Annotated in this window: 25 protein-coding genes; 7 read left to right on the forward strand and 18 right to left on the reverse strand. The window is 70.1% G+C overall.

Features of this window, described 5'->3' with window-relative positions:
• Positions 1–3 precede the first annotated feature (3 nt).
• From AC5Y4Z_RS07110 to AC5Y4Z_RS07130, 5 genes are all read right to left on the reverse strand, one after another.
• Positions 4–1,203 (reverse strand): CaiB/BaiF CoA transferase family protein, encoded by a 1,200-nt coding sequence (locus AC5Y4Z_RS07110; RefSeq protein WP_499962059.1) that lies wholly within the window; start codon positions 1,201–1,203, stop codon positions 4–6.
• A 7-nt stretch (positions 1,204–1,210) separates the two neighbouring features.
• A complete protein-coding gene (locus AC5Y4Z_RS07115; protein ID WP_499962061.1) occupies positions 1,211–1,543 on the reverse strand; it encodes a hypothetical protein in 333 nt (110 codons plus the stop codon).
• Entirely contained in the window at positions 1,540–2,844 is a 1,305-nt protein-coding gene (locus AC5Y4Z_RS07120) for an aromatic ring-hydroxylating oxygenase subunit alpha (protein ID WP_499962063.1), read from the reverse strand. Before AC5Y4Z_RS07120 ends, AC5Y4Z_RS07115 begins: the two co-directional genes overlap by 4 nt.
• Positions 2,841–3,722 (reverse strand): enoyl-CoA hydratase/isomerase family protein, encoded by an 882-nt coding sequence (locus AC5Y4Z_RS07125; RefSeq protein ID WP_499962065.1) that lies wholly within the window; start codon positions 3,720–3,722, stop codon positions 2,841–2,843. Before AC5Y4Z_RS07125 ends, AC5Y4Z_RS07120 begins: the two co-directional genes overlap by 4 nt.
• Positions 3,723–3,785: 63 nt before the next feature.
• On the reverse strand, positions 3,786–4,751 hold the full coding sequence (locus AC5Y4Z_RS07130) for a TIGR03621 family F420-dependent LLM class oxidoreductase (RefSeq protein ID WP_499962067.1): 966 nt from the start codon (positions 4,749–4,751) through the stop codon (positions 3,786–3,788).
• Positions 4,752–4,828: 77 nt separating this feature from the next.
• On the opposite strand from AC5Y4Z_RS07130, the gene AC5Y4Z_RS07135 reads away from it, so the two are divergent.
• Positions 4,829–5,533 carry an SDR family NAD(P)-dependent oxidoreductase gene (locus tag AC5Y4Z_RS07135; RefSeq protein ID WP_499962069.1) on the forward strand — a complete coding sequence of 235 codons (705 nt, stop codon included), beginning with the start codon at positions 4,829–4,831 and terminating at the stop codon, positions 5,531–5,533.
• A 9-nt stretch (positions 5,534–5,542) separates the two neighbouring features.
• Complete coding sequence (locus AC5Y4Z_RS07140) at positions 5,543–6,994, forward strand: aldehyde dehydrogenase (RefSeq protein WP_499962071.1); 1,452 nt, start codon at positions 5,543–5,545, stop codon at positions 6,992–6,994.
• A 9-nt stretch (positions 6,995–7,003) separates the two neighbouring features.
• Here AC5Y4Z_RS07140 and AC5Y4Z_RS07145 read toward each other — a convergent pair whose 3' ends face one another.
• The gene (locus AC5Y4Z_RS07145; protein WP_499962072.1) at positions 7,004–9,340 is read right to left on the reverse strand and encodes an ATP-binding protein; all 2,337 of its coding nucleotides are present in this window, start codon (positions 9,338–9,340) and stop codon (positions 7,004–7,006) included.
• Positions 9,337–9,642: a nucleotidyl cyclase domain-containing protein gene (locus tag AC5Y4Z_RS07150; RefSeq protein ID WP_499963355.1), complete on the reverse strand. Its 306-nt coding sequence runs from the start codon at positions 9,640–9,642 to the stop codon at positions 9,337–9,339. Before AC5Y4Z_RS07150 ends, AC5Y4Z_RS07145 begins: the two co-directional genes overlap by 4 nt.
• Before the next feature lie 252 nt (positions 9,643–9,894).
• Here AC5Y4Z_RS07150 and AC5Y4Z_RS07155 point away from each other — a divergent pair, with 252 nt between their 5' ends.
• Positions 9,895–10,278 (forward strand): PPOX class F420-dependent oxidoreductase, encoded by a 384-nt coding sequence (locus tag AC5Y4Z_RS07155; protein WP_499962073.1) that lies wholly within the window; start codon positions 9,895–9,897, stop codon positions 10,276–10,278.
• Here the strand turns inward: AC5Y4Z_RS07155 and AC5Y4Z_RS07160 are convergent.
• The 4 genes from AC5Y4Z_RS07160 to AC5Y4Z_RS07175 form a co-directional block, all read right to left on the reverse strand.
• The gene (locus AC5Y4Z_RS07160) at positions 10,275–11,438 is read right to left on the reverse strand and encodes a zinc-binding dehydrogenase (RefSeq protein ID WP_499962074.1); all 1,164 of its coding nucleotides are present in this window, start codon (positions 11,436–11,438) and stop codon (positions 10,275–10,277) included. The two genes, AC5Y4Z_RS07155 and AC5Y4Z_RS07160, sit on opposite strands and share 4 nt — an antisense overlap.
• A gap of 104 nt (positions 11,439–11,542) precedes the next feature.
• Positions 11,543–12,520: an SDR family NAD(P)-dependent oxidoreductase gene (locus AC5Y4Z_RS07165; RefSeq protein WP_499962075.1), complete on the reverse strand. Its 978-nt coding sequence runs from the start codon at positions 12,518–12,520 to the stop codon at positions 11,543–11,545.
• Positions 12,521–12,550: 30 nt separating this feature from the next.
• Complete coding sequence (locus tag AC5Y4Z_RS07170; protein WP_499963259.1) at positions 12,551–13,237, reverse strand: cutinase family protein; 687 nt, start codon at positions 13,235–13,237, stop codon at positions 12,551–12,553.
• A gap of 2 nt (positions 13,238–13,239) precedes the next feature.
• Positions 13,240–13,413, reverse strand: coding sequence for a CsbD family protein (locus tag AC5Y4Z_RS07175; RefSeq protein ID WP_499962076.1), 174 nt, complete (start codon positions 13,411–13,413; stop codon positions 13,240–13,242).
• 83 nt (positions 13,414–13,496) lie between these two features.
• On the opposite strand from AC5Y4Z_RS07175, the gene AC5Y4Z_RS07180 reads away from it, so the two are divergent.
• Positions 13,497–13,649, forward strand: a complete 153-nt coding sequence (locus tag AC5Y4Z_RS07180) for a hypothetical protein (protein WP_499963356.1) — start codon at positions 13,497–13,499, stop codon at positions 13,647–13,649.
• 13 nt (positions 13,650–13,662) lie between these two features.
• Positions 13,663–14,931: an esterase/beta-lactamase LipL gene (gene lipL / locus AC5Y4Z_RS07185; protein ID WP_499962078.1), complete on the forward strand. Its 1,269-nt coding sequence runs from the start codon at positions 13,663–13,665 to the stop codon at positions 14,929–14,931.
• Here the strand turns inward: lipL and AC5Y4Z_RS07190 are convergent.
• Genes AC5Y4Z_RS07190 through AC5Y4Z_RS07200 form a run of 3 tightly spaced genes read right to left on the reverse strand, consistent with a single transcriptional unit; the run spans position 14,921 to position 18,467 of the window.
• Positions 14,921–15,976, reverse strand: coding sequence for an NAD(P)H-dependent amine dehydrogenase family protein (locus AC5Y4Z_RS07190; RefSeq protein ID WP_499962080.1), 1,056 nt, complete (start codon positions 15,974–15,976; stop codon positions 14,921–14,923). The two genes, lipL and AC5Y4Z_RS07190, sit on opposite strands and share 11 nt — an antisense overlap.
• A 38-nt stretch (positions 15,977–16,014) precedes the next feature.
• Complete coding sequence (locus tag AC5Y4Z_RS07195) at positions 16,015–17,151, reverse strand: hypothetical protein (RefSeq protein WP_499962082.1); 1,137 nt, start codon at positions 17,149–17,151, stop codon at positions 16,015–16,017.
• Positions 17,148–18,467, reverse strand: a complete 1,320-nt coding sequence (locus AC5Y4Z_RS07200; protein ID WP_499962084.1) for a hypothetical protein — start codon at positions 18,465–18,467, stop codon at positions 17,148–17,150. The genes AC5Y4Z_RS07195 and AC5Y4Z_RS07200 overlap by 4 nt, the downstream gene beginning before the upstream one ends.
• 44 nt (positions 18,468–18,511) lie before the next feature.
• On the opposite strand from AC5Y4Z_RS07200, the gene AC5Y4Z_RS07205 reads away from it, so the two are divergent.
• Positions 18,512–18,871 (forward strand): hypothetical protein, encoded by a 360-nt coding sequence (locus AC5Y4Z_RS07205; protein ID WP_499962086.1) that lies wholly within the window; start codon positions 18,512–18,514, stop codon positions 18,869–18,871.
• Here the strand turns inward: AC5Y4Z_RS07205 and AC5Y4Z_RS07210 are convergent.
• From AC5Y4Z_RS07210 to AC5Y4Z_RS07220, 3 genes are all read right to left on the reverse strand, one after another.
• Positions 18,843–20,174, reverse strand: a complete 1,332-nt coding sequence (locus AC5Y4Z_RS07210) for a CHAT domain-containing protein (RefSeq protein WP_499962088.1) — start codon at positions 20,172–20,174, stop codon at positions 18,843–18,845. The genes AC5Y4Z_RS07205 and AC5Y4Z_RS07210 overlap by 29 nt on opposite strands.
• Positions 20,171–21,868, reverse strand: a complete 1,698-nt coding sequence (locus AC5Y4Z_RS07215) for a hypothetical protein (RefSeq protein WP_499962090.1) — start codon at positions 21,866–21,868, stop codon at positions 20,171–20,173. The genes AC5Y4Z_RS07210 and AC5Y4Z_RS07215 overlap by 4 nt, the downstream gene beginning before the upstream one ends.
• 95 nt (positions 21,869–21,963) lie before the next feature.
• Positions 21,964–22,443: a lipoprotein LpqH gene (locus AC5Y4Z_RS07220; protein ID WP_499962092.1), complete on the reverse strand. Its 480-nt coding sequence runs from the start codon at positions 22,441–22,443 to the stop codon at positions 21,964–21,966.
• Between the two features lie 109 nt (positions 22,444–22,552).
• Here AC5Y4Z_RS07220 and AC5Y4Z_RS07225 point away from each other — a divergent pair, with 109 nt between their 5' ends.
• Positions 22,553–23,293, forward strand: a complete 741-nt coding sequence (locus AC5Y4Z_RS07225) for an enoyl-CoA hydratase/isomerase family protein (protein ID WP_499962094.1) — start codon at positions 22,553–22,555, stop codon at positions 23,291–23,293.
• A 7-nt stretch (positions 23,294–23,300) separates the two neighbouring features.
• On the opposite strand, the gene lucA is transcribed toward AC5Y4Z_RS07225, so the two are convergent.
• Entirely contained in the window at positions 23,301–24,086 is a 786-nt protein-coding gene (gene lucA, locus AC5Y4Z_RS07230) for a lipid uptake coordinator LucA (RefSeq protein WP_499962096.1), read from the reverse strand.
• Positions 24,087–24,103: the final 17 nt, after the last annotated feature.

Raw genomic sequence — 24,103 nt, forward strand, 5'->3', positions numbered from 1 at the left:
GTCTCAGATCGTGCCCGCGGCCCGCAGGGCGCCGATTCGCTCGGCGTCCATGCCCAGCAGCGTGCCGTAGACGGCGTGGTTGTCGGCGCCGAGCGCGGCACCCAAATGCGCGATGCGGCCGGGGGTTTCGCTCAGCTGGGCGACGGGCGCCTGCACGGTCACCGCGCCCAGCTCCGGGTCGTCGGCGGTGACGAACGTGCCGCGGGCGCGCAGGTGCTCGTCGGCCAACAGTTGTGGGGCGTCGTAGACCGGGGCCGCCGCCACACCCGCATCGAGCAACACCGCCATCGCGTCGTCCATGGTGTGCGCGGCGACCCACGCGGCCACCAGCGCATCGACCTCGGCGGCCCGTTCCTGGCGCGCCACGTGCTCGACGTAGTCCGGACGCGTTGCCAGGTCGGGTCTTTCGATCGCCTTGTACACCCGCGCCGCGGTGCTGTCCGACGCGCTCGACAACGCGATCCACTGTCCGTCGGACGTGCGGTAGACGTTGCGCGGCGCGCTGGCGTCGGCGCGGTTTCCGGCCCGCGCGTCGATCACGCCGAGCTGGTCATAGGCCAGCGTCGACTGCTCGATCAGCCGGGCGAGCGGTTCGATGAGGTTGACGTCGACCAGCTGGCCCGGTGCGCCGTGCACGTCGCGGTGGTACAGCGCCATCATGACCGCATAGGTGGCGGCCAGCGACGCGACACCGTCGGCCAGCATGAACGGCGGCAGGGTGGGCGGGCCGCCCGGCTGGCCGGTGACGTGGGCGAAGCCGCTCATCGCCTCGGCCAGCGTCCCGTACCCGGGGCGGTCGCTTTTCGGGCCGCCGCGCCCGTAACCGGTGACATGGAGCACGACGAGCCGCGGATGGCGCGCGTGTAGCGACTCGTAGTCCAGTTGCCAGCGGGTCAGTGTGCTCGGCCGGGTGTTGGTCACCAGCACGTCGCTGACGTCCAGCAGTCGGTGCAGCACGTCCCGGCCGTCGGCGCAGCGCAGGTCGAGGGTGACGCATTTCTTGTTGCGGCTCACGCTCTTCCAGACCAGACCCACACCGTCGCGGCGGGGACCCCAGGTGCGCAGCGGGTCCCCGGCTCGCGGCTCCTCGACCTTGATCACCTCCGCGCCGAACTCGCCGAGCGCGGTGGCGACCAGCGGCCCCGCGGCCAGCGTCGCGGTGTCGATCACCCGCAGGCCGGACAGCGGCAAGGCGTTGGCCACGGGCGGATCACACCGCCGGCTCGGCGACCATGTCGAAGAAGGCGGCGCCGGAGTCGGGGATGCGGTTCTGCTTGAACACGTTGACGGCGTAGGAGACCAGGATCATCGAGTACAGCAGGTGCAGCAGCCGCGTCGCGTCGGCGGGCAGCGCGTCGATGTCGAGCTCGTTCAGGTACGCGATCGCCTCCTCCGTCCTCGGGGCGATGGCGTCGTAGAACCGGACGAGTTCGTCGTAGGGCCGCGACAGCCGGGCCGCGTAGCGCTGCGCGCGGGTCGGCAACGCCCAGTCGGCGACGAAGGGTTCGAGGTCGCCGAAGCCGTCGGGCAGGGTGCCGGTCATGACGACTCCCCGGTCCGGTAGGCGTCCACCGTGTCACGGATGACCGTGTGGAACTGGCGGATGAGCAGTTCCTGGTCGCTGAGGTGAAACATGTTCTGCGCCCGCGTCTTCAGGGCCGAGTGAGTGGCCTCGATGGTGTTCACGTCCTGCATGGCGAACTCGATGGTGCTGTCGACCACCAACTCCTGGGCGAGCCGCTCGGCGGCGTTGGCGGGCGGCACGAAGTACATGTCGATCTCGTAGATGTGCGAATCGACGGTCTCGGGCCAGTAGGTATAGGTGATGTAGTACCCGCGCGCCCAGATCTGGATCGAGATGTTCGGGAAGATCCAGAACTGGTCGTTGCCCCACGACGCGATGTTGCCGCGGTTGAGAAATCCGGGTTGCGGTCCTTCAAAGCCCAAGTCGGGGACGTCGTCGGGTCCGAAAAGCCCGGCGCGGAACAGCTTGTAGACCCAGCGCTGGTCCTGCCGGGCCGGGCCGGCGGTTCCGGGTTCGCGGGGCGGCAGCGGCGGCGGCCCGGGGACCGAGGTGAGCATGTGCGGCCGGAACAGCTCGTAGTGGTAGGCGTCGACGGGCGGCACCATCTGTTCGGCCTTCGCGACGTCGGGGTCGATGAAGCGCCCGTGCACATACGGGGGGTGGTACCACTCGCACACCGAGTCGACGGCCAGCTTCCAGTTCCCGTGGATCCGGGTGGAAAACCCGTAGCGCTGCGTCATCTTGTCGAAGGGGTACGTCTCAATCGGCGCGAGCCCGTCGCCGAGGAAGCTGCGCAGCGGGACCGGGTTTTCGGCGAGGTTGACGAAGATGAACCCCGCCCACGCCTCGCAGTGCACCGGCGGCATGCGCAGCGCGTCCTTGTCCAGGTCGAAGAACTCGTCCTCGTTGGTGATGTGGTTGACCCGCCCGTCCAGGCCGTAGCGCCAGCCGTGGTACTTGCAGGCGAACGCGCGACAGTTCCCGGAGGACTCCCGCGCGGGGTGCTCCTGCCACACCACCTTGTTGCCGCGGTGGGCGCACACGTTGTGGAAGGCGTGCACGGTGTCGTCCAGGTCCCGGGCGATGACGATCGAGGCCAGACCGCCGGGCAGCTCGCGGGTGAAGTACGAGCCCTTGCGGGGCAGCCGCTCGATTCGCCCGACGCACAACCAGTTTCGTTCGAAGACCGCCTTGCGTTCGTCGGCGAAGAACTCCTCGGAGATGGAATCGTCGTAGCCGACCGGGCCGGTTCCGAGCTCCGGATAGTCGGTGGTGAACTTGCCGCGCCCCGTGGAAAGGCGCTGCTGGATGCCAGTCACGACGGGACTCCTTCGCGCTGGGAACCTGTCCAGGGCTGCTGGTCCCAGGCCCGGTCCAGCGGTGCCATCTCCCCGCCGAAGGGGAAGAAGGCCCGCTGCGCGTAGGTCTCCCGGGCCAGGCCGTGGCCGAGCTCGTCGATGAAGGCCCGTTTGAGCGGGTTGGTGAACAGCTGGCGCGAGTAGCGCAGGGTCAGCGGTGGGCGCTTGACCAGTTCCCGGGCGAGTTCCCAAGCCCTGTCCAGCAATTGGTCCTTGGGCAGGACCTCGTTGACCACGCCCCACTCCTTGGCCTCGTGGGCGCCGAGCTTCATGCCGGTCAGCAGGAAATAGCGGGCGCGGGTGTGGCCGGCCAGAAAACTCCAGATGATGTGCTGACCGTCGCCGGGCACCTGGCCGCGCGGGAAGTGCGACGCGTCCTGGAAATAGGCGTCGTCGCAGGCCAGCACGATGTCGCCCAGCAGCGGCACCTCGGAATGCATGTTGCACGGGCCGTTGACGGCGCTGATCATCGGCACGTCGACGTCGAGCACGTTGGTGATGAGATGCCGCGCATACCAGGCCTTTTCGTCGAGCTTGAGCAGGCCGCGGGTGCCCGGCATCAACAGGTACTCGGGCTTCTCGACGGGCTCACCATTGGGCATGCGCCCCCAGGTGGCGTTGTAGGTGTCGCCGGTGCCGGTATGGATCAGCACCTTGATCTCGCGGTCGCCCGCGACGTCGGCGAACGCATCGGACATGTCGTCGTGCGCCCGCCAGTCCCACACCAGGGGACCGCCGTTGGTGTGGCATTGCATGAGCAGGATGCCGTCGTCGGAAAGTTCGAACCGGTAGTTGGCGTAGCGATCGTGGTATTCGCTGTATCTGGTCCGCTTTGCCATGGAGTCTCATTCCCTTTGAGCGATCGCCCAAATAGTCCCACCTGTGATCGCGGCGGTCAAGGTTTAACGGTCGCGCAGCAGGCGGACCACGGGCGCGAAGGATTCGATCTGCGATTGCTGCACCGTGACGTAGTTGACGCCGAAAGCGTCGCGGCGCGAACGCAGCGCGTCCGCAACGCTTTCCGCCGAGCCGATCAGCACATTCGGGTGGTCGCGCAACAGGCCGACCGGGATGCCCGTCGACTTCGCCAGCCCCGCCAGCACGGTCTCGGGATCGTCGGTGATCTCGGTGAAGTAGGGCGAGCTTTCGACGTCGAGACGGTCGTAGCGCTCGCCGGCCGCCGCCCGGACCGTGTCGATCCTGCGGCGGGCGACGGCCTGCGGATCCAGCCCGTCGGCGTCGCGCGCGACGAAGGGCACGGTGGACATGCTGACGATGTCGGCCTCGCGGCCGGCGAACGACAGGATGCGCTGCCCGCCGCCGCCGATCATGATCGGCGGATGGGGCCGCTGTGACGGGCGCGGCCGCCCCGCGTACCCGCGCACGTGGACGAACTCGCCCGCACAGTCCAGTTCCTCGCCTTGCCAATGCGCCTTGATGAGGGCCACGACTTCGGCGAGTTTGGCGATTCGCCGCCCGGGGCGGTCGAATTCGAGGCCCATCGCGGTGTACTCGATTTCGCTCCAGCCGGCGCCGATGCCCATCTCCAGGCGACCGTCCGACAACAGATCCAGCGTGGCGGCCTCCTTGGCCAGCACCGCCGGCACGTGGTAGTCGATGCAGAACACCCGGCACCCGATGCGCAGCGTCTCGCTGTAAGCGGCCGCCGCGGCCATCGCCGCGATCGGGGCCAGGTCCTGACGCGGGGTGCGCGCGGCGCGCTGCGCGGGCCCCGGACCCAGGTAGTGATCCGCCAGGAAAAGCGTTGCGTACCCGAGGTCTTCGACCTTGCGGACGGTATCGCGCCACTCGCGCGCCCCGGCAGCGTTGGTCGCCTGCACTGCAAAGCGAAACGGCGGCCTGTCCATGGGCTTGACCCTAATCGACGCCGGGTGATAGGCATGGGGAGCTTATCGGTTGGGCGGTCGCTCAGGAAGGGGCGCGTGTGAAGACGGCGGTCGTGACCGGCGGTGCGTCAGGAATCGGCCGCGCCGTCGCCGAGCGATTGCGCAGCGACGGATTCCGCGTCGCCGTCGTCGATCTCTCACCCACCGACGACGGGTCCGGCTACGTCGCCGACGTCACCGACCGCGCGCAGGTGGATGCCGCGATATCGGCGATCCGGGACGCGTTCGGCCCGATCCTGGTGCTGGTCAACGCCGCCGGGGTGGAAGGCTTCAAGAAATTCCTGGGCATGTCCTTCGAGGACTGGTCCCGGGTGATCGACGTGAACCTCAACGGGGTTTTCCACACCATTCAGGCCGTGCTGCCCGACATGGTCGAAGCCGGATGGGGACGCATCGTCAACATCTCGTCGTCCAGCACGCATTCGGGGCAGCCGTTCATGGCCCACTACGTGGCCGCCAAGTCGGCGGTCAACGGCCTGACCAAGTCGCTCGCGCTCGAATACGGCCCCAGTGGAATCACCGTCAACGCCGTCCCGCCGGGATTCATCGACACCCCGATGCTGCGCAGCGCCGAGAGCAGGCACCTGCTCGGCGGAACCGTCGAGGACCACATCGAGCGCACGCCGGTGCGCCGCGTGGGCAGGCCCGAGGATATCGCCGCGGCGTGCGCCTTCTTCGCCTCCGAGGAGGCCGGTTACATCACCGGTCAGATACTCGGCGTCAACGGCGGCCGCAACACGTGAGGAAAAGGGATGTACGACAGGGACCAACTGTTCATCGACGGCAAGTGGACCGCCCCGGATTCTGACTCGGTCATCTCGGTCGTATCGCCCCACAGCGAGGCGGTCATCGGCCGCGCCGCCTGCGCGGGACCCGCGGACGTGGACCGCGCGGTCGACGCCGCCCGGGTGGCCTTCGACGCCGGGCCGTGGCCACGCATGCAACCCGCCGAGCGGATCGAGGCGCTCACCCGGCTGGCCGGCATCTACAAGGAGCGGCGAGCCGACATGGCGGCGCTGATCTCCGCCGAGATCGGCGCGCCCATCACCTTCGCCAAGATGGCTCAGGTCCGCCTTCCCCTGACCATGATCTCGGCGTTCTGCGGCATGGCCGCGAACTACGAGTGGCAGCAGGACCGTCCGGGCTTGTACGGCAAGGACATTCGGATCGCCAAGCGACCGGTGGGGGTGGTGGCCGCGGTGGTGCCGTGGAACATGCCGCAGTTCCTCACCGTCACCAAGATCGTGCCGGCGCTGCTTGCGGGGTGCTCGGTGGTCCTCAAGCCCGCTCCCGAGTCGGTGCTCGACGCCCAGCTGCTGGCGGAGTTGGTCGACGCGGCCGACCTTCCGCCCGGCGTGTTCAACGTGGTGCCCGGCGGCCGCGACGTCGGCGAACTGCTGGTGAGCCACCCGGGCGTCGACAAGGTCTCGTTCACCGGCTCCACCGCCGCCGGGCGGCAGGTGGCGCGCGCATGCGCCGAGGGGCTCAAGCAGGTGAGCCTGGAACTCGGCGGCAAGTCGGCGGCGATCGTGCTCGACGACGCCGACCCGGCTTCGGTCGCCGCCGCCGTCCAGATGGCCAGCCTGGCCAACAGCGGCCAGGTGTGCAACGCGCTGAGCCGGATTCTGGTCCCGACGGCACGCAAGGACGACTTCGTCGACGCGCTGGCCGCCGGGATGGAGGCGATGACGGTGGGCGACCCATCGGATCCCGGCACGCAGATCGGCCCGCTGGTGGCCCAGCGCCAGCAGGAGCGCGTCCGCGACTATATCGAGTCGGGCAAAAGCCAGGGGGCGCGCCTGGTGACCGGTGGCGCCGACATGCCCGACGGCCTCGAAACCGGTTGGTACGTAAGGCCGACGCTGTTCAGCGACGCCGGCAACGACATGCGCATCGCCCGCGAGGAAATCTTCGGCCCCGTGCTGACCGTCATCCCCTACCGCGACCAGGACGAGGCGATCCGCATCGCCAACGACTCCGAATACGGGCTGGCCGGCTCGGTGTTCACCGCCGACGTCGAGCGCGGGTACGGCGTCGCCGCCCTGGTGCGGTCCGGCACCTTCGGCGTCAACGAGGGCTACATTATGGACCCGGCCGCACCGTTCGGCGGGGTCAAGAACAGCGGCTACGGCCGCGAGCTGGGCACCGAAGGAATCGACAGTTACACGGTGAGCCAGTCGATTTCGGTTGCGGCCACCCGGTGAGGCGCCTGCCTAGGTAACGGCCCGGGGCTGCTCGAGTCCTGCTCGGGCCTGGTCGATTTGGTCGTAGGCGTAGATCGCGATGGCGGCGGTGGTCATCGCCTCACCCTTGCGCGCGAGCGTTTCGTAGGTCGCCTTCCCGAGGACCTCGCGGAGGTGGGCGATCGCGACGGGGAATTCAGGGAAACGCCCGGCCATGGCACCGACGGCGAACCCGGCGATGGTGGCCGCCGGTTCATAGCGTCCGAGGCGGTCGAACAGAGCGGTGAGGATGGCCAGGGGGACGCGGATCGTGGTGACGTCGCCCGCATTGTGGTAGTTGCGGATCGCCAGAGTGAGGTGATCGAGCGCGGCCACCGGGTCGCCCTGTTCGGCCTCGAGTCGTGCCAGATTGCTCGCCACTGTTGACCCGATGCTGAGGTTGCCGCTGTCTTGAGCGATGACCAGACCCCGCTCGAAGGCGTTGCGCGCCGCGACGGGATCCGCGTTACGGAAAGCCCCGCCGTAGGAACCGAGCGCCAAGCCGAGCAAGCGCGGGTTGCCTGTTGCCTCCGCGGCCTCGATGAGGGCATCGGCGCCATCCCTCGCCTCGCCGCCGCGATCGGCCAATGCAAGAGCGGCGACCAGCCATGCCCGGAGGTGCACATCGTCGTCGCGGCGGCGTGCGAGCCGGGTGCGGCACAACTCGGCCAGCCGTTCGGGCTGTCCGGTGGTGAGGTAGACAACCCCGAGCACGCCCTCGTCGCCGTACGGCAGCCCACCGCGGCTCCTGTCGAGAACGATCTGCCCGGCTTCGCTATAGCCGAGGGCCGCCTCGATTCGTCCGGTCGTGAAGCACCGCGACGCGATCATGTACAGGAACGCCAGCCGCGGATGGTCGACCGCGCGGGCGGGCTCGACCAGCTCTTCGGCCCAGGCGATCGGCTCAAGGGTTTGGACGCACGCGCCGAGCCACCCCACATAGGTGGCGATGGTGGCGGCGACATCCAGATCGGCGTGGTCGGCGGCCCAGCGAAATGCGGTGCGCAGATTGGCCAGCTCGACGGTGAACCAGTCGTAGGCCTCCCGCTGGCGCGGGCTGTCCCACAGGGCCACGATGTCGGCTTCGCGTCCGGCGAAGTACCGCGCGTGCGCGGCCCGGATCTCGGGCGCTTCGCCGCGGGCGACCAGTTGCTCCGCGGCGAATTGGCGGATCGTCTCCAGCATCGAAAACCGGGTCCGCCCAGACGACCTGTCAGCGACCAGCAGCGACTTGCGCACCAGGGCATGCAGCAGATCCAAGGCGGCGAACTCATCTCGGCTTTCTGGGAGACCCCCTACCGCACAGGCGCTTTGGAGCTCGAATCCACCGGCGAACACCGAGCACCTGTCCAGCAACGCCTTTTCCGGGTCGCCGAGCAGGTCATAGGACCACCCGACCGCGTGGCGCAGGGTTTGATGGCGTTCCAGGCCGCGTCGCGAACCCACCAGCAGCCGGAACCGCTGATCCAGGCGATCCCGGACCTCGCCGGCGGTCATCGACGCCATCCGCGAGGCAGCCAACTCGATGGCCAACGGGATGCCGTCGAGGCGACGGCAGACTTCCACGACAGCGTCCGCCTCGCCGGGTTGGGCCAGCGAGAAGTCCGGCGCGACACTTTGGGCGCGGTCGACGAACAGGTCCACCGCGGCGGATTCGGATCCCGAATTGACGTCGAGCGACGGGACCTGCCACAGCTGTTCTTCGCTGACCCCCAACCCTTCCCGGCTGGTCGCCAGAATCGTGACGCTCGCCGAGGCGGCCAGAACCGTCTCGGCCAGCTCCGCCGCGCTGTCGAGAACGTGCTCGCAGTTGTCGAACACGAGCAGCCGTGTCCGGCCCTCCAACGCGGACGCGACCGACTCGGTCACCGTCTTGCCCGGCTGTTGGACGACGCCCAACACCGCGGCCACCGCGTCGGGCACCGCCGCCGGATCGGCGACCGTGGCCAGCTCGAAAAACCAGACCCCGTCGGGGAATTCATCGCCCAGTCGCTCCGCCACCTCGAGCGCCAGCCGGGTTTTGCCCACCCCGCCGACCCCGGTCAGCGTCACCAACCGATGAGCCTTCACCGCGGCCTGCAGCGAGGCGACCTCCGACTCGCGCCCGATGAAGCTGGTGATCGCGGCCCGCAGGTTGCCCGGAGTGACATCCAGCGCCCGCAACGGAGGAAACTCCGTGCGCAGCCCCGCCGCTCGGACCTGAAACATCCCGACCGGGACGGGCAGATCGCGCAACCTGCGCGGCCCCAGATCCACCAGATCAACTCCGTTGAGCAGACCCGCCGTCGACTCGGCCACCAGGATCTGGCCGCCATGCCCGGCGGTCACACGCGCGCCACGCGATTGAGCACCGCACCGTGATAGTCATCGTCGCGGAGCTCCGCTTCGCCCGTCGCAATCCCCATGCGCACCGGCAACTCCAACTTCTGCTGCGCGGCGATCGCCGCGTCGATCGCCGAGCGCGGTGAAGCGAACGCGGCGCACACCCCGTCACCGGTGTGCTTGAACAGAAAACCCCCGCGTCCCTCGACCGCGGCGCGCAGCACCTCGTCATGGGCGGCCAGCGCCGTCCGCATGCCATCCGCGTCGGACTCCCACCGACGGGTCGAACCCTCGATATCGGTGAACAAGAATGTCACCGCCCCTGACGGGGCAGCCGCCCGGGAAGCGGACACCAACGCAGAATGGCACAACGGACGCGCGCCGGAAATAGCTGCTTTGGGAGGCCGCTGCGCTGTTGATCGGCAGCGGCCGCGCCGCGCGTCTCGTGGGGCCACGCGGCAAGCCCGCGCGGGGCCGCTGAGCCAGTCGATTTCGATTGCGGCTCTTTGACGTTCACGCGCGGTGATTAGAAACCCGCGTCAGCGGGAAACTGTTCTGCCGTGGCAACCAGCTTCCAGGACGTCATCAAGTCCAAGTACCTGCTGTTGACGACGTTCACCAAGGACGGCCGCGCCAAGCCGACGCCGATCTGGGGCGTGCCCGCGGGCGGCAAGCTCCTCGTCATCACCGACGACGGGTCGTGGAAGGTGCGGCGGATCCGCAACACGCCGCGGGTGACGATCGCGCGCAGCGCCGCACTGGGCAAGCCCAAGAGCGAGGCGGTCGAAGGGGTCGGCCGGGTCCTGCCCAAGTCCGAGACACGACGCGTCTACAACGCCGTGCTCAAGCGGTACTGGTACCACGCCTGGTGGTTCTACGCGCACTCGATCGTGCGCGGCGGCATCGACAAGGTGCACGTCGGCCTCGAGATCGAGCCCGCCTAGGCAGGGGTTGTCGCCCCGCTCTTGGGGTCGATCAGGATCTTCGCGTGGGTCTCGGGATCGCCCAGCGCGTCGAACGCGGCCGCAACGCCCGGCAGCCCGACTGTCCCGGTAATCAGCGGCGCGACGTTGACCTTGCCGTCGGCGAGCATGTGCAGCGTGTCGCGGAACTCCAGCGGGGTGTAGCCGAGCACGAACCGCAGGTCGATCTCCTTGTTGATCGCCATCGCCGGCCGGATCTGGTCGTTGCCCATGCAGACGCCGACCACCACGACGCGCGAGAACAGCGGCGCGCCGGCGATGATGCCGTCGATAATGCCTGGGACACCGACACATTCGAAGACGACGGGATGCTTGGGCGTCGCGGCGCCCGCGGCCTCGGCGACGCGCCAGACATGCCACCACGGCAGCCGCAGCTTCTGCAGCTTCTCGATCGTACCGACGGCCAAGTCGAACGCCTCGAGGATGCCCTGCAGGTGTTTGCGGCTCGCGTCGGTGGTGTACGGCGAGTCCTGCCCGGGGTCGACGACGATGTCGGCGCCGCACGCCGTCGCCAGCGCGCGTCGGCCCGCCGAGAAGTCGCTGGCGATCACGGTGCGCACCCCGTGCGCCTTGAGCATGCAGATCACCGCGAGGCCGATCGGGCCGCAGCCGATGACGATCGCGACGTCGCCCTTGCCCACCTCGCCCCGGCGCACGGCGTGCCACCCGACGGCCATCGGCTCGGTCAGGGCGGCCACCTCCGGGGACAGGCCGTTAGGTACGGGGACCGTCAGCGACTGCTCGACGAGGAGCTGCTCGGCGTAGGCGCCCGGCGCCTGCGTCGACAGCCCGATCCCGTGCACCTCCTTGCCGCGGCGCAGCAGCGGCAGGGCGACGACCCGAGTGCCGCGCCGTGGGGCCTTGAGGGTGCCGGGGCCGCGATCGAGGACCTCGCCGCAGAATTCGTGACCGAACACCACCTGCTGGTCGGATCGCATGAAGGCGTCGTAGCCCGACTCGGCCATCATGTCGGCCAGTTCGTCGCAGTGGTGGCGGGCGTGCAGGTCCGACCCGCAGATGCCGCACCGCAGCACCTCGATCAGCAACTGGCCCTTCGCCGGCGTCGGCGCCGGACGGTCGACGACCTCGAGCCTCGCGTTGGTGCAGATGACGCTCTTCATCCGTCGATCCTCCTACGCCGCCGCCGCCCGTGAAAGTGCAACTGGCGACGCATTTCCCGAGTGGCGGCGTCGGTAGTTGCACTTTCACGGCTAAAGAAGGGCGGCTAAAGGTGGAGCGCGGCGTACGTGTCGGCGACGGTGTCCCGCGGATCGCGATAAGCGATGCCGAGTTCGCGCTCGCTGGGCGAGTCGTCCGACGCCGGCATCTGCGTGTAGTACTGCATCCCCGCCGACGTGAACGGCGTGTCGAAGGGCAGGAACCGGCCCGCCCGGTCCAGCACCGCCCCGGCGACGCGCAGCGCGGTGTCGGGGATGGGCACGGCGACCATCGGCGTCCCGGCCACCTCGCCGAGCATCGTCGCGAGCTCGGCCGCGGGAACCCGATGACCGCCCGCGGTGTAGCGGCGCGGCCCGCGCCCCGGCTCCAGCAGCGCGGCGTGCAACGCGGCCAGGTCGCGCACGTCGACCACCAGCCACGCCGCGCTGCGCCCCGGGATCGCGTGCATCTGCAACGCCGCGCGGACGCCCTCGCCGGCCTCGCCGAACTGGTCGCCCACCGGCGGGCCGAGAACCATGCCGGGATAGGTGATGTTCACCGGCGCGCCGGCGTCCTGCAGACCGCGGGCATAGATTTCGACCTGCGCCTTCGACGTGCCGTACCCGTCGGCGCCGCCGACCACCGGCAGGTCCGCCGTCAGCGTCTGCAAACCGGGATGGAACAGCGCGGTGAAGCTCGACACGTGAACGATCGGGTCCAGGCCCAGCTCCACCGACTGGCCGAGGACGTTCTGGGCGCCCTGCATGTTGGTGGTCAGCATCTCGTTGGTCTGGCGGGGGTCGACCGCAACCAGCGCGGCGCTGTGCACGACGGCGTCGCAACCGCGCAGCGCCTCCCGCACCGAAACGCGGTCGGTGATGTCGCCGACGGCGAAGTCCGACACGTCGACGCCCAGCTTGGCCACCGAGGTGTGCAGCCGGTCGGGATTTCGGACCAGAAACCGGATGGAGTGCCCGGCGTCGGCGATGACCTTCGCGGTCCACCCGCCGACGAACCCCGTGCCGCCCGTGACCAGAACGTGCATGCTGCGATTCTGCTGTATTGGTTTACCGGGCTACAGGTGGGTCGCGGCGTAGGTCGCGGCCTCGCCCGTCATCCCGTTGGCGACGTACGCGGTGTGTGCGGCGGGGTTGCCGCCGTCGCTGCAGATCGGGTCGCCGGGGGCGCACAACTCGAGGGTTTTCGGCTGATACAGCGGGCCGATGACGAGCGATGGGGCGTGATACTTCTCCAGGAACTCACCAGACGGCGTCCCGAACAGCGTGACGGCGGCGACGTGCTTCGCGACGTCGGGCGGCATCGGCGGGGGCACCGCCGCGGGCGGCACGCCCTTGGGCACCGACGCTGAAGTCACGTAGCCGGCCAGGGCCGCGCCCTGCGAGTAGCCGCCGAGCACCTCCCGGGTGTTGGGGCAGTTCGCCGCCATCGACTCGATGTGTGCGCCGGCGTCGCGGATGCCGTCGATGACGGTCACCGGGAAGTCGGGGTTCTGAAAGTCGCTGCTGGCCTGGTAGTTGACCGGATACACGCCGAGGGACCTGCCGCCGAGCTGACCGCGCAACGCGTCGACGAACGCCCCGCCGATGCCGCCGACACCGGGCGGCTCGCCGGTGCCGCGGGCGAACACCACCTCGACGTCGGGACACGGCTCGGCCACCGCCGACGGCGCGCCGAACAGGGTGGCGGCGCCTAGTACCCCCGCCGCCGCGAGTGCCGCCGCGAGCCGGCGCGTTGCGTGGATCGTCACTTCTTGAACGCGTCCTTCACCTTCTCGCCGGCGTCTTTGAGGCTCGACTTCGCCTGGTCCGCCCGGCCCTCGTTGCGGGTGTCGGGGTCGCCGGTGGCCTTGCCGATGGCCTCCTTGGCCCGCCCGCCCAGGTCCTCGATCTTGTTCTTCACCTTGTCCGCGCCGCTCATGGGTCCTGACCTCCTGCCGGTTCGGTGTGCTGCTTGTAACTACCCTCCGGCGGTAGATCCCGAAACAAGCCATGATGGATCCCGTGGGCACCGCGATCGTGGTGGCAATAGTGGTGGTGCTGATGCTGTTGGGCATCGGCATGGTGGTCAACCAGCTGGTTCGGCTGCGGAAGTGGCTGAACGAGGCGCCGCCGGAGCCGGCTCCCGGAAACGACCTCCCCCCGCCCCCGGACTGATAGCTTCACTCTCGTGGTCGCGCCGAACCTGCTGGTCACCGACGACGGGTTGCCCCGCGGCGTGTCCGGCGCGGCCGACCCCCGCTTCGGCAACGTCGTCGGGCTGTTCTCGCGGCTGTTTCCCGGCCGCCGGTTCGGCGGGGGAGCGCTGTGCGTCTACATCGACGGCGCGCCCGTCGTCGACGTGTGGACCGGCTGGTCGGACCGGGCCGGCGCCCAGCGCTGGACCGCCGACACCGGCGCGATGGTGTTCTCGGCGACCAAGGGCGTCGCGTCGACGGTGATCCACCGGCTGGCGGACCGGGGCCTGCTGTCCTACGACGAACCGGTCGCCGCCTACTGGCCGGAATTCGCGGCCAACGGCAAGGCGGAGATCACGGTGCGCGACGTGCTGCGGCACCGCTCCGGGTTGTCGCACCTGAAGGGCGTCACCAAGGCGGAGCTGATGGACCACCTCGTGATGGAGGAGCGGCTCGCCGCGGCGCCCGTCGACCACCTGCGTGGCGTGCAGGCCTATCACGCGCTCACCTACGGGTGGCTGCTCTCCGGCCTAGCCCGGGCGGTGACGGGCAAGGGCATGCGGGAGCTGATCCGCCAGGAAATCGCGCGCCCGCTCGGCACCGACGGCCTACACCTCGGACGTCCGCCGGAAGGGTCGCCGACCGCGGCGGCGCAGATCCTGATACCGCAGGGCAAGCTGCGCGCCCCGGTATTCAACTTCATCGCACCCAAACTGGCCGGGCTGCCGTTCTCGGGCGCCCTCGGGGCGATGTATTTCCCCGGGGTCATCTCACTGATCAAGGGGGACACCGCTTTTCTGGACGGCGAGGTGCCGGCGGCCAACGGCGTGGTGACCGGCCGCGGCCTGGCCAAGATGTACGCCGTGTTGGCCAACGGCGGCCGCATCGACGGCAAGAAGTATCTGTCCGAGGAGCTGGCGCGCGGGCTGGCGGGACAGCCGCAACGCAAGTGGCCCGACGCAAACATGGTGGTGCCCATGCCATTTCATCTGGGCTACCACGAATCGCCGGTGCCGGGCCTGCTCAAGGGTTTCGGGCACGTCGGCCTGGGCGGCACCCTCGGGTGGGCCGACCCGCAATCCGGCAGCGCCTTCGGGTTCGTCCACAACCGGCTGCTGACCCCGTTGCTGTTCGACATGGGATCCTTCGCCGGCCTGGCGGGTCCGCTCCGCAACGCCATCGAGGCCGCCCGCCACCAGGGTCCGCTCGAGGTGCCGCGGCTGGGCGCTTCCTATGCCAGGACGACCCGCGTCAGGTCTTGACGAAGCCCCGCGAGACCGTCAGCGGCAGATCGGCGTAGGTGGCGATGCCGGGCGCCGCGGCGACGACGGCCGGGATCGCGTTGATCGGCGGTATCGCCGTCATGATGTGCCCGAGGTCCATGAACTCCTCGATCGTGGTGGCCTCGAAGTACGGCGGCGGCAGGAACCCGACCTTTGTGGTCACCGTCGGCTGCCCGTCGATCTGGATGACCCAGCCGTCCTGTTCGATCTTCCAGTCCGGCTCCAGCGTCTGGCCCTTGCGCCAGCGGACATTCAGGTCGATCACGGTCTTGTCGCCGACGATGCCCTGCCAGCTGATGTAGGTGCCCGCCACGCAGCCCGCGGGGATGGTCCAGGACGCCATCTCCAGGTCCGCCGTGGTCTGGGCGAACTCGGCCACGCACCGCACGTCGTCGAGTTCGATGCCGAGCGCGTCGGCGACCAGCCGCACGGCCTCACCGAAGATCGCCGTGCCCTTGGTGGCCATCTGCGGCAGGTCGGGATGGTCGATCGGCTGGCCGAAACCGACGGGCTTCTCCGTCTCCGGCGAGTCGTAGAAGGTGGTGTCGGCGGCCTCGTTGACGGTGACCTTGTCGATCCGGTTGCACACCATGGCGGACACGATCGCCAACAGCTCGGCGAAGCCGGGGCTCACCCCGGACCCGAAGATCGTCGAGCCGCCCTTCTGGCAGGCCTCGAGGATGCGGTCGCGGCCCTCGCCGAGGTTGTGTCCGGTGATGAAGGACGCCGTGGTCACCACGTTGACTCCGGCGGACAGGATGCGGACCAGCTCGTCGACGTCGATCCACATCGGGTTGTAGACCACGCAGTCCGGCTTGAGCCCGAGCAGCTCCTCGACGTCGTTGGTCGCTTTCACCCCGATGGGCGCAATCCCGACGAGCTCGCCCGCGTCGCGGCCGACCTTGTCCGGCGACCACGCGTAGCAGCCCACCAACTCCAGCGTGGGGTTGGCGACGATCGATTTCAGCGAGCTCTTGCCCACGTTCCCGGTGTTCCACTGCACGACGCGATAGTTGTTTGGCACTCGCTCAGCATAGGGAATCAGCCGGGTTCTTAGTAGGCCTAATAGGCAGATTCTGCGGCCAGGATCTCGGCCAGGAAGGCGTCGCCGGGCGAGTGGTCCAGCCGGGAGCGCGCCCAGCGGCGGATCCGCTCCCGCATTTCGCGCGTTTCCGATGCCTGAGACATTTGGGCCCCGACGAGCACCGCGCAGGCCCCCGACCAATCGTGGTCCCACGCCGCCGATTCCGTCAGCGGCCGCTGCCGGTCGTCGACCAGGGGCAGGGTGGCGCCGCCGTCGGCGTCCAGGGCGCCCGCGCCGCCGATGGCCCCGGCGCGCAACCGCACCGCGACGCCGGTGGCCGGGTCGGGCCCGATGACGGCGGCCCGGACGACGGCGACCACCGTGTCCCCGGCCGCCACGACGCTCCAGTCGACGGTGTCCTCGCCCGCGTCGAAGATTCCCGGCGGCACGGCGCTCCAGTCGATCGACGCGACACCCCGCGCGATCGGGGTGGCATCCCGTGGGCCCGCCGCCTGTCCCGCGGCCAGCGCGTAGTCGTCGCGGCGCCCGCCCGGGATCGCGAGGGCCACTTGCGGATCATCCAGGGCCGCATACAGTTCCGGCCACCCGGCGCCGTCCACGCCGGCCTCGTCGGCCAGCCCGGCGCCGGCGCGCACCAGGTCGACGACCCGGGGATGGCCGTCGCGGAGGTGGGCGGCCAGGGCCGCGGCGTGCGGTGCCAGCAGCCCCGCCACGTCCGAATCCAGGGTGTCGTCGGTGAAGTAGCCCTGCGCGCCGGAGGTCAGCACCGCGACCTCGGCGTCGAGCAGCGCGCGGTCCAGCCAGGCGATGCCGTCGCGTCGGCTCGCCGGCCACCACCGCCGCAGCCAATGGCCCACGGCCAGCCGCCGCAGCGGGTCGGTCGATCCGGGCACCATGTCGACGCCGGCGAGGTCGATGGCCTCCGGCGTTTCCTCGGTCAGCGCGGCGGCCAGCGCGACGTGTCCGTCCTGCCCGAACACGCGCCAAAGCCAGTCGGCGCGTGCGAGATCGGTGAAGGTGATCGCGGGTGACGCGGCCGGTTCGTCGATCGCCCAGGACAGCACGGCGCCACTGACTTCCAGCACCGCGGCCAGTGTCGTGTCCGCGGCAGCGGGCCCGGTCTTCCACAGACCGGAGTCGGCGACCAATCTCATCCGGCCACCGCCAATTCCAGCATCGCCTTGATCCGTTGCCGGTGGTCGAGGCTGACCGACCGCGCGACCCCCTCCAACAGGGACCGCACCTCGTCGACGTCGTCACAGGGCTCCTGCCACACGTCGCGCCCGTGCAGCCGCGCCCACAGCCGGCTCAGGTACGGCTGCGCGTACGCGGCGAGGTCGTCGACCACCTGCCGCTGGCGCGGGTGGATCGGGCCGCCCTCGGCGAGATAGCGCCGGGCGTGCAGCACGTAGGCCTCCTTGCGCAGGCGGGCCTGGATCTGCGCGGCCAGCGCGTAGCGGCTGCCCGCGGTGGGGTCCAGCGGGGCCAGCTCGACGGCCACCTCGATGCCGGCCACCAGGGTGGCCTGCTTGTCCTCGCCCAGCAGGCCCCAGGGCGCGGCGGAGCGGTCGACTTCCTCCTCGCACAGCAGCGGGATGTCGGGCAGCGCGTCGCGGTCCAGCGCGCGCCGCAGCGTCGCGCGTACCCGGTCGACCACGCTGCGGTCCAGCGGGCGATCGCTGTCGGAGCCGCCGGCGATGCCCGGTCGCCGTTGTGGCTCAACCGAAGTCAAGCCCAACTCGACGATCGACCACGGCAGCGCGTCGGGTTGCGCGCGCGCCGCCGCCCCCAGGTTGTACGGGGTGGGGCCGGCGATCACCGCCGACCAGACCCGCTGCCGCGCCGCCGCCGCGCGATGGCCGTTGGCGGGCCCGAGCACCGTGGCGAGCTCGGCCAGGAACGGGCCGGTCGCGACGTCACCCGCGCGCACGTCGCCCCAGCTGCGCTCGAGCTGGTCGGCGAGCCTGTCGACGATGTCCGGGTTGGCCACATACAGGTGCAGCACCTCGATCGCCGTGCGGTCGCGGCCCTGGTGAATATCGGCGAGCACCGACGCCGCCGTCTCGGTATCCTGTGGCGCCGGAGCGCCTTTCGTCACCGCGAGCTCGAAGCACGCCGGGAAGTACAATTCCTGGGCGTTGCCGCTGCGGATCCGTTGCCTGCGGCGCTCGAGCTTGAGGGTGTCGAACCACGCTGCGGCGGAACGCAGTTCGCGTGCGCTCCCGACTATCAGGTCGTGCATCGCCGCCGCCGTTTCCGGCGTGACGACGGGGGCCGAGTACTGGGGGTTGGATCGTAGCCGCAGCACCAAGGGGTCGATGATGCGTTTGACCGTCCGGGTCAACGGTCCGCCGTCGTCGCCGCTGAGCACCTCGACGCCGGGGCCGATCGCGCGCCACGCCCGGTCGATCACCAGCCGGCGCGGATTGCCCACCGTGACCGCAGTGGCCACCTGCGAATCCGCGCTCATCAGCACAGAATAGGGGCATCGCCGACAAATCGGCAGCCGAAAAGTTGGGTTCGGTAGCCGCTCGGCGGCCGGACCCTGGTGACATGAGAAAGCTCATCAAGCTGGTGTCGGGGACCCCGTTCGGGCGACGTCGGATCGCGCCCGGCCCCACCGTCGGGGTGGGCACCGTGCGCACCGTCGGCAGCGAGCGTCAGGTTCTCGTCGAGGTGGTCGCCGTGTCGGGCGAGACGTTCATCGGGAGACTGTCGCGCCCCGAAGGCGATCCGGACGTATCGACGCTGCGGCCAGGGCTCGTCGTCCTAGTGGCGTTCGATCCCGCTGCGCCCGAGGAACTCTCGCTGCCCAGGGGCGAGGAGGCCGTGCTGGCCGCGAGCGCTATCGCGCCCCGTCCACGGCGAAACTGACCAGGGCGCCCCAATACACGGGGCTCGCGGTGGCGTCACCGTCGCGCCAGCGCCGCATCTGGGCGCGCTGCCAACGATTCACCGCGCGCCCGGCGTCGGCGCCTTCGTGCGCGTCGTCCACGGCGACCACGGCATCGGACATCGGATCTGCCCCCGCGATCGCGAACCGGCCATAGGCGACGGCGGTGGGCAGCGACCACAGGGTGGCGGTCACCAATTGCGCGCCGCCCAGGATCATCGCCGCCGCCAGGCCGGTCGCCTCGTCGAACTGGTAGTCGCCGCCCGATCCACACGCCAGCAGTGCAACCCGCGGCGGGATGGGCAATTGCGACGCCATCAGGTCCGAGGCGGTCAGCGGGCGGTGGTCGCCGACGGCCTCGGCGTCGCCCGGAATTGCGGCCGCGCAGGCCAGGTGCAGCGCGGCCCGGTCGGCCTGGCCCTGCGCCGAGCTGGCGTGGCCGACGTACATCAGCCGGCTCGGGCCCTGCGCCAGCTGCTTGGCCAGCCAGGCGCGGTCGGCATCCGGGCGGCGGAACAACTCGACCGCGTCGTCGACCTCCGGCAGCACCGGCCGGCGGGCCATCAGCTCGGCGAAGTGTCGCGCCAATCGCGTTTGCGGCGAGGGCCTGCCGAGCACCGAGCCCAGCGCGGAGTCCGGCCGCTGGCCGGGCACCCTGGGGTCGAGGACCAGCAGCGGCGGACCGTCGCGCCGGCCGTCCCATCCCGCGGGCGCGCGCGGCGAGTTCACGATGTTGGGCGGCGCGGCCATCAGCACGTCGACCAGCTCGATCAGCCGATGGCCGTCGGTCAGCTGCGCCATATCGCCCAGCTGCCAGGGGATTTGCGCCGCAGCCCGGCCGCTGGCGGTGATCGCGTCCTGGCGGTCGCGCACCAGTTCCTCCTTGCTCGGGCCGGCTTTCGGCATCGCCAGCAGCCCCCACGGGACCCGCGCCAGTCGCGCGCTGGGCGAGACGAACAGCGTCGCGCGTGGTGACGACACGCACTCCGTCAGCAGCTGCCACCCGCGGGCATCGATCAGCAGCACGCCCAGGATGTAGGCGAGCGTGAGTTCGGTGTCCGGTTTCGCGAAAGGACCGCTCGCCAATGCCCTTTCGATCGCGTCGGTCGGGGCCTCGGAGCCGTGCGGCTCGGGCAGCGCCTCGGCGAGTTCCTGCAGCGCGGCGAGCAGGATCGGCTCCTCCACCACCCAGTTGACGGTTTTCGACGGCTGGCCGACCACCCGCAGGCTGGCGTAGGTCGCGATGCCCAGATCGGCGTACCGCAGCACCAGCGTCTCGGTCATGGCCAGGTGCGCCAGGCGGGTTCGGGGGCGGTGACGGCACGACCGTAGCGTTCGAAGGCCAGCGCGCGGTAGTGACTCATGATGGGCTCGGTGTCGGGCTGCATCTGTAGCGGCGGCAACGGTCCGAGCCGGGTCAGCGAGCCGCCGGCACGCGCCGGCGGACCTGCGGCCGCCAGCGCTGCCGCCGGTTCCGTGTCGGGGTCGACGAGCACGGCGGCGGGGGCCGCCGACGCCCATTCGCCGATCGCGGGCCGCTGCAGTTCCGTGTCGAAAGTCCCGCGCGCGCTGTGGTATTCGACCAGCTCGCTGATCAGCTGGGTGTTCTCCCACTCCCAGGCGACGGCGAAGGCGCCGGCCAGGATGGGCGCGGAGACGCTCGTCGCCCAGCGCGCTCTGGCGTCCCCGTCGGCGATCGAATACCGCACCGAGTCGACCGCGAGCGCGGCCGGAACCTTGAGTTCGGCGGCCTGCTCGAGTTTGGTCATCGCGCGCCAGTATTCGGGGGTGCCGACCTCGCCGGTCAGGATGCCGATCCCCTCGGCCTGGCGCGCCTCGGTTTCCTGCAGCGTCTCTTCCGGGTCGCCGGAACTGTCGAAGCCGAGGTCCGCCAAGGCATCCGCGCGCCACACCGTGCCGAGATGGTTGTCCAGCCGCGCGTACTGCAGCCAGCTGCTGCGCGGCGACGAGTCGAGCAGCTCCCGGGCCTGGGCGATCAGCTCGACCGCCGCATCGAAGCGGCTCCAGAAGATGGCTATCCAGCTGCGCTGCAACAGGATCCGATGCAGGGGCAACGGCTTTCCCAACTCACGCCAGAGCCGTTCGGCGTGCTCCCAGCATTCGTCGGCGGCTTCCAGCGCGCCGGATCCCAGCCGGGTGAGCCCCAGATACAACCAGCAGCGAGCGGTGTCGTGCGCCCGGCCGTATCGCGCGATGACGGGCTGCGCCTCGGAGACCAGAGCCTCGGTCGTCGCATGGTCTCCGACCGACCAGGCCGCCGCCGCGCGCTCCAATTGCGTTCTGGCGTAGGCCAATTCCCAGCCCAGCGCCTGCGCCCGGGCGCCCGCGCGGCGCAACCACTGCTCGGCCTCGGGCAGCCGGCCCGTCTCGACGCAGAACCTGCCGTACGCGGTGCCCGTGGTCACCAGGAGGTGATCGGCGAATTCGCCGTGCCGGAGCTCGTCCACGCCGTCAAGCGCCCGCTCCCACAACGGGACCGAGTCGACGTGCAGGTCGTCGTCGCACAGCGCGCTGGCACACAAGACGTGGGCGTGGCTACACAGGTATGCGGATTCGTCGTCGGATTCGGCTTGCTGCTCGTCGAATGCGGCGTCGCGCAACGCCGCCAGCGCCGCCGCGGCACCCTCGTGATCGCCGACGGCGGCGGCCAGGCCCGTCTCCAAAAACTGTGCGCGCCGCGAGTATCGGCACACCATCCGCGCCACATCGACATCGGAGCCGATGCCCGCGTAGGCGTCCAGGCAGTCGCTGATGCGCCGGACCGACTCGCGCACGCCGTCGTGCTGGCCGCGCGCGAGATAGATCTCGCCAAGCTGCGCAAGGACTTCCAGCATGAGATCGTCGCGATCGTCGCGTTCGATCTGGGGAACCAGCGACAGCAGCAGATCCCGAGCTTGCGCCTCGTCGGCGGCAAAGGCCAGCCGGCGCGCCCTGTCCAGTTCGCCGGGGATCGACACGGCTGCATCATAAGTCCGCCGCCGCCCACGCGCCCGGAAACCGAAGCGGCGGACGTGTGAGTGAAGGCACGCCCGCCGCCCCGGCGTTCGGTCGATCAACCGCAAGTCACCTTGATGTTGAAGTCCTTGGTGATCATTCCGGCCATCGGATTCTTCAGGTCGGCGCCCTGCGCCTGGCCGGTGATGGTGTAGGTCTTGCCGTCCACCGCCACGTTGGCCGAGCCGACCTTGGCGCCCATGCCGTTGCTGACCGACAACGCGTTGCCGTCGACCACGAGGGCGAGAGACTCCACCTTCGGGGTGGCCTCGTCGGTCATGACCACGGCCAGCGCCTGCTGGGGTCCCGCGGCGCCGCTGCCGATGTCGATCTTGCCGCCGGTCCGGACGCAGGTCACCGAGGACGGGTTGAGGCCCGCTAGGTCGGTGCCGCCCACCTTGACCTGCGCGGCGGAGCCGCCGGCGGCACTGGGCGCCGTGCTCGAAGCCGGGGCGGCCGTGTGGCCGCCGCTCGAGCAGCCCACCAGCGCGGCCGAAGCCGCGAGGGTTCCTATCGCACCCGCGAGGAGACGTTTCACTGCAATTCCTTCCTTCGTGCGCCGCCCCATTGGCGCCGCCATGGGCGCAAGTACAGACCCGGCGCATCGCTACCGATCCCAAATTCCGGGCGCCCGTTATGGTGTCAGCGTGATCGAGATCGAGTCCGTCGGCGCGGTCCGGGTGCTGACCCTGTCGTCCGGGCGGGTCAACGCCATGGACGTCGAGCTGCTAGGGGAGCTGACCGACGCGTTCGGCGAGCTGCAGCACTCGGGAGCAGGCGCGGTCGTCGTGACCGGCGCCGGCCGCGCGTTCAGCGCCGGCGTCGAGCTCAACCGTGTCGTCGACGGGGGAGCGGGCTACACCGACCGGCTGGTCCCCGCCCTGTCCGAGGCGTTCGAGGCGGTGTTCTCCTACCCGGGGCCAACGGTGGCAGCGATCAACGGGGCGGCCATCGCGGGCGGGTGCGTGCTGGCCTGCGCGTGCGACCGCCGGCTGATCGGCGCCGAGGCGCAGATCGGGGCGTCGGAGGTCCGCGTCGGCGTGCCGTTCCCGGTCGCCGCGCTCGAGGTGATGCGCCACGCGTGCGGCGACCGCGCCGAGGACGTGCTGCTGGGCGGCCGCCTGTACCGGGGTGACGAGGCGATCGCCCACGGGCTGGCCCACCGCGTCGTCGCCGACGACCTCGTCGAGGCGGCGGTGGCGGAGGCGGGCGACCTCGGGGGCATCCCGGCCGACGCGTACCGCCACACCAAGGCGCAGCTGCGCGCTCCCGCCCTGGCGCGGATGCGTGAGGGCGGCCCCGTCGACGACGAGGTGCGCCGGCTGTGGGGGGCGGACGAGACGCAGCGGCGCATCGCCGCCTACGTCGAAAGCCTGCGGCGCCGCTGAAGCCGGGTCACTCGTCGAGCGCGACCCCACCGCGGGTGCGCCGGCGCCGCATCCGGTGCGTGCCCTTGCCCGTCGGGCGGCGGTTCTGTAAGCCGCCGCGCGCCTCTTCGGTGGTTTCGCTCGCCTCGGCGTCTTCCGGCTCCGGCGCTTCTTCGGTGGGCGCCTCGGCTACCACGGTTTCTTCGGTCTCTGCCGGCTCGTCTTCGGTGGCTTCCGCCGGCTCTTCCGCAGCTTCTTCGGTTTCCTCGGTGGCCTCTTGGGCCTCTTCGGCCGCCTCGGTCTCGTCGGCCCCGTCGCTCTTCTTGCGCCGCAGGCCGCGCCGTTTGGGCTGCTTTTGCTTCTTCGGCTTGATCGGTTTCGGCGGCGGCGGGGGCAACTCGGCGACGAACGACAGGTAGAAGGCGAAGAACCCGAGCAACGCGATCGCCGCGGCGGCGCCGTAGATGCCGAACAGCCACTGGCCGAACGTGTCCAGGCTGAGCCACAGCTCGCTGATCGCGGTGCCGATGATCAGCACCCCGGCCAGCACGTGGGCCACGATCGACCAGACCCGTATCGACAGGGCCAACTGCGGGGTGCCCAGCTCGGGCTTGCGGGTGCGCAGCAGCGTGAATACCACCGGCAGCGCGGCCAGGCCCGTCAACGCGCCCGCCACGATCCGCAGCGTCGTCCCCAACGAATGCTTGGTGTCGCCCATCAGCTCGGGCCAGCGGGGCAACACGAAGAAGAAATAGAGGACGCCGGCGGCGATCGAAAACGACGCGTGCCACGGTATGGCGACCTTGCGCCCCATACGCCTCCTCATGCTGG

It is taken from the genome of Mycobacterium sp. NGS63 (assembly GCF_059812295.1).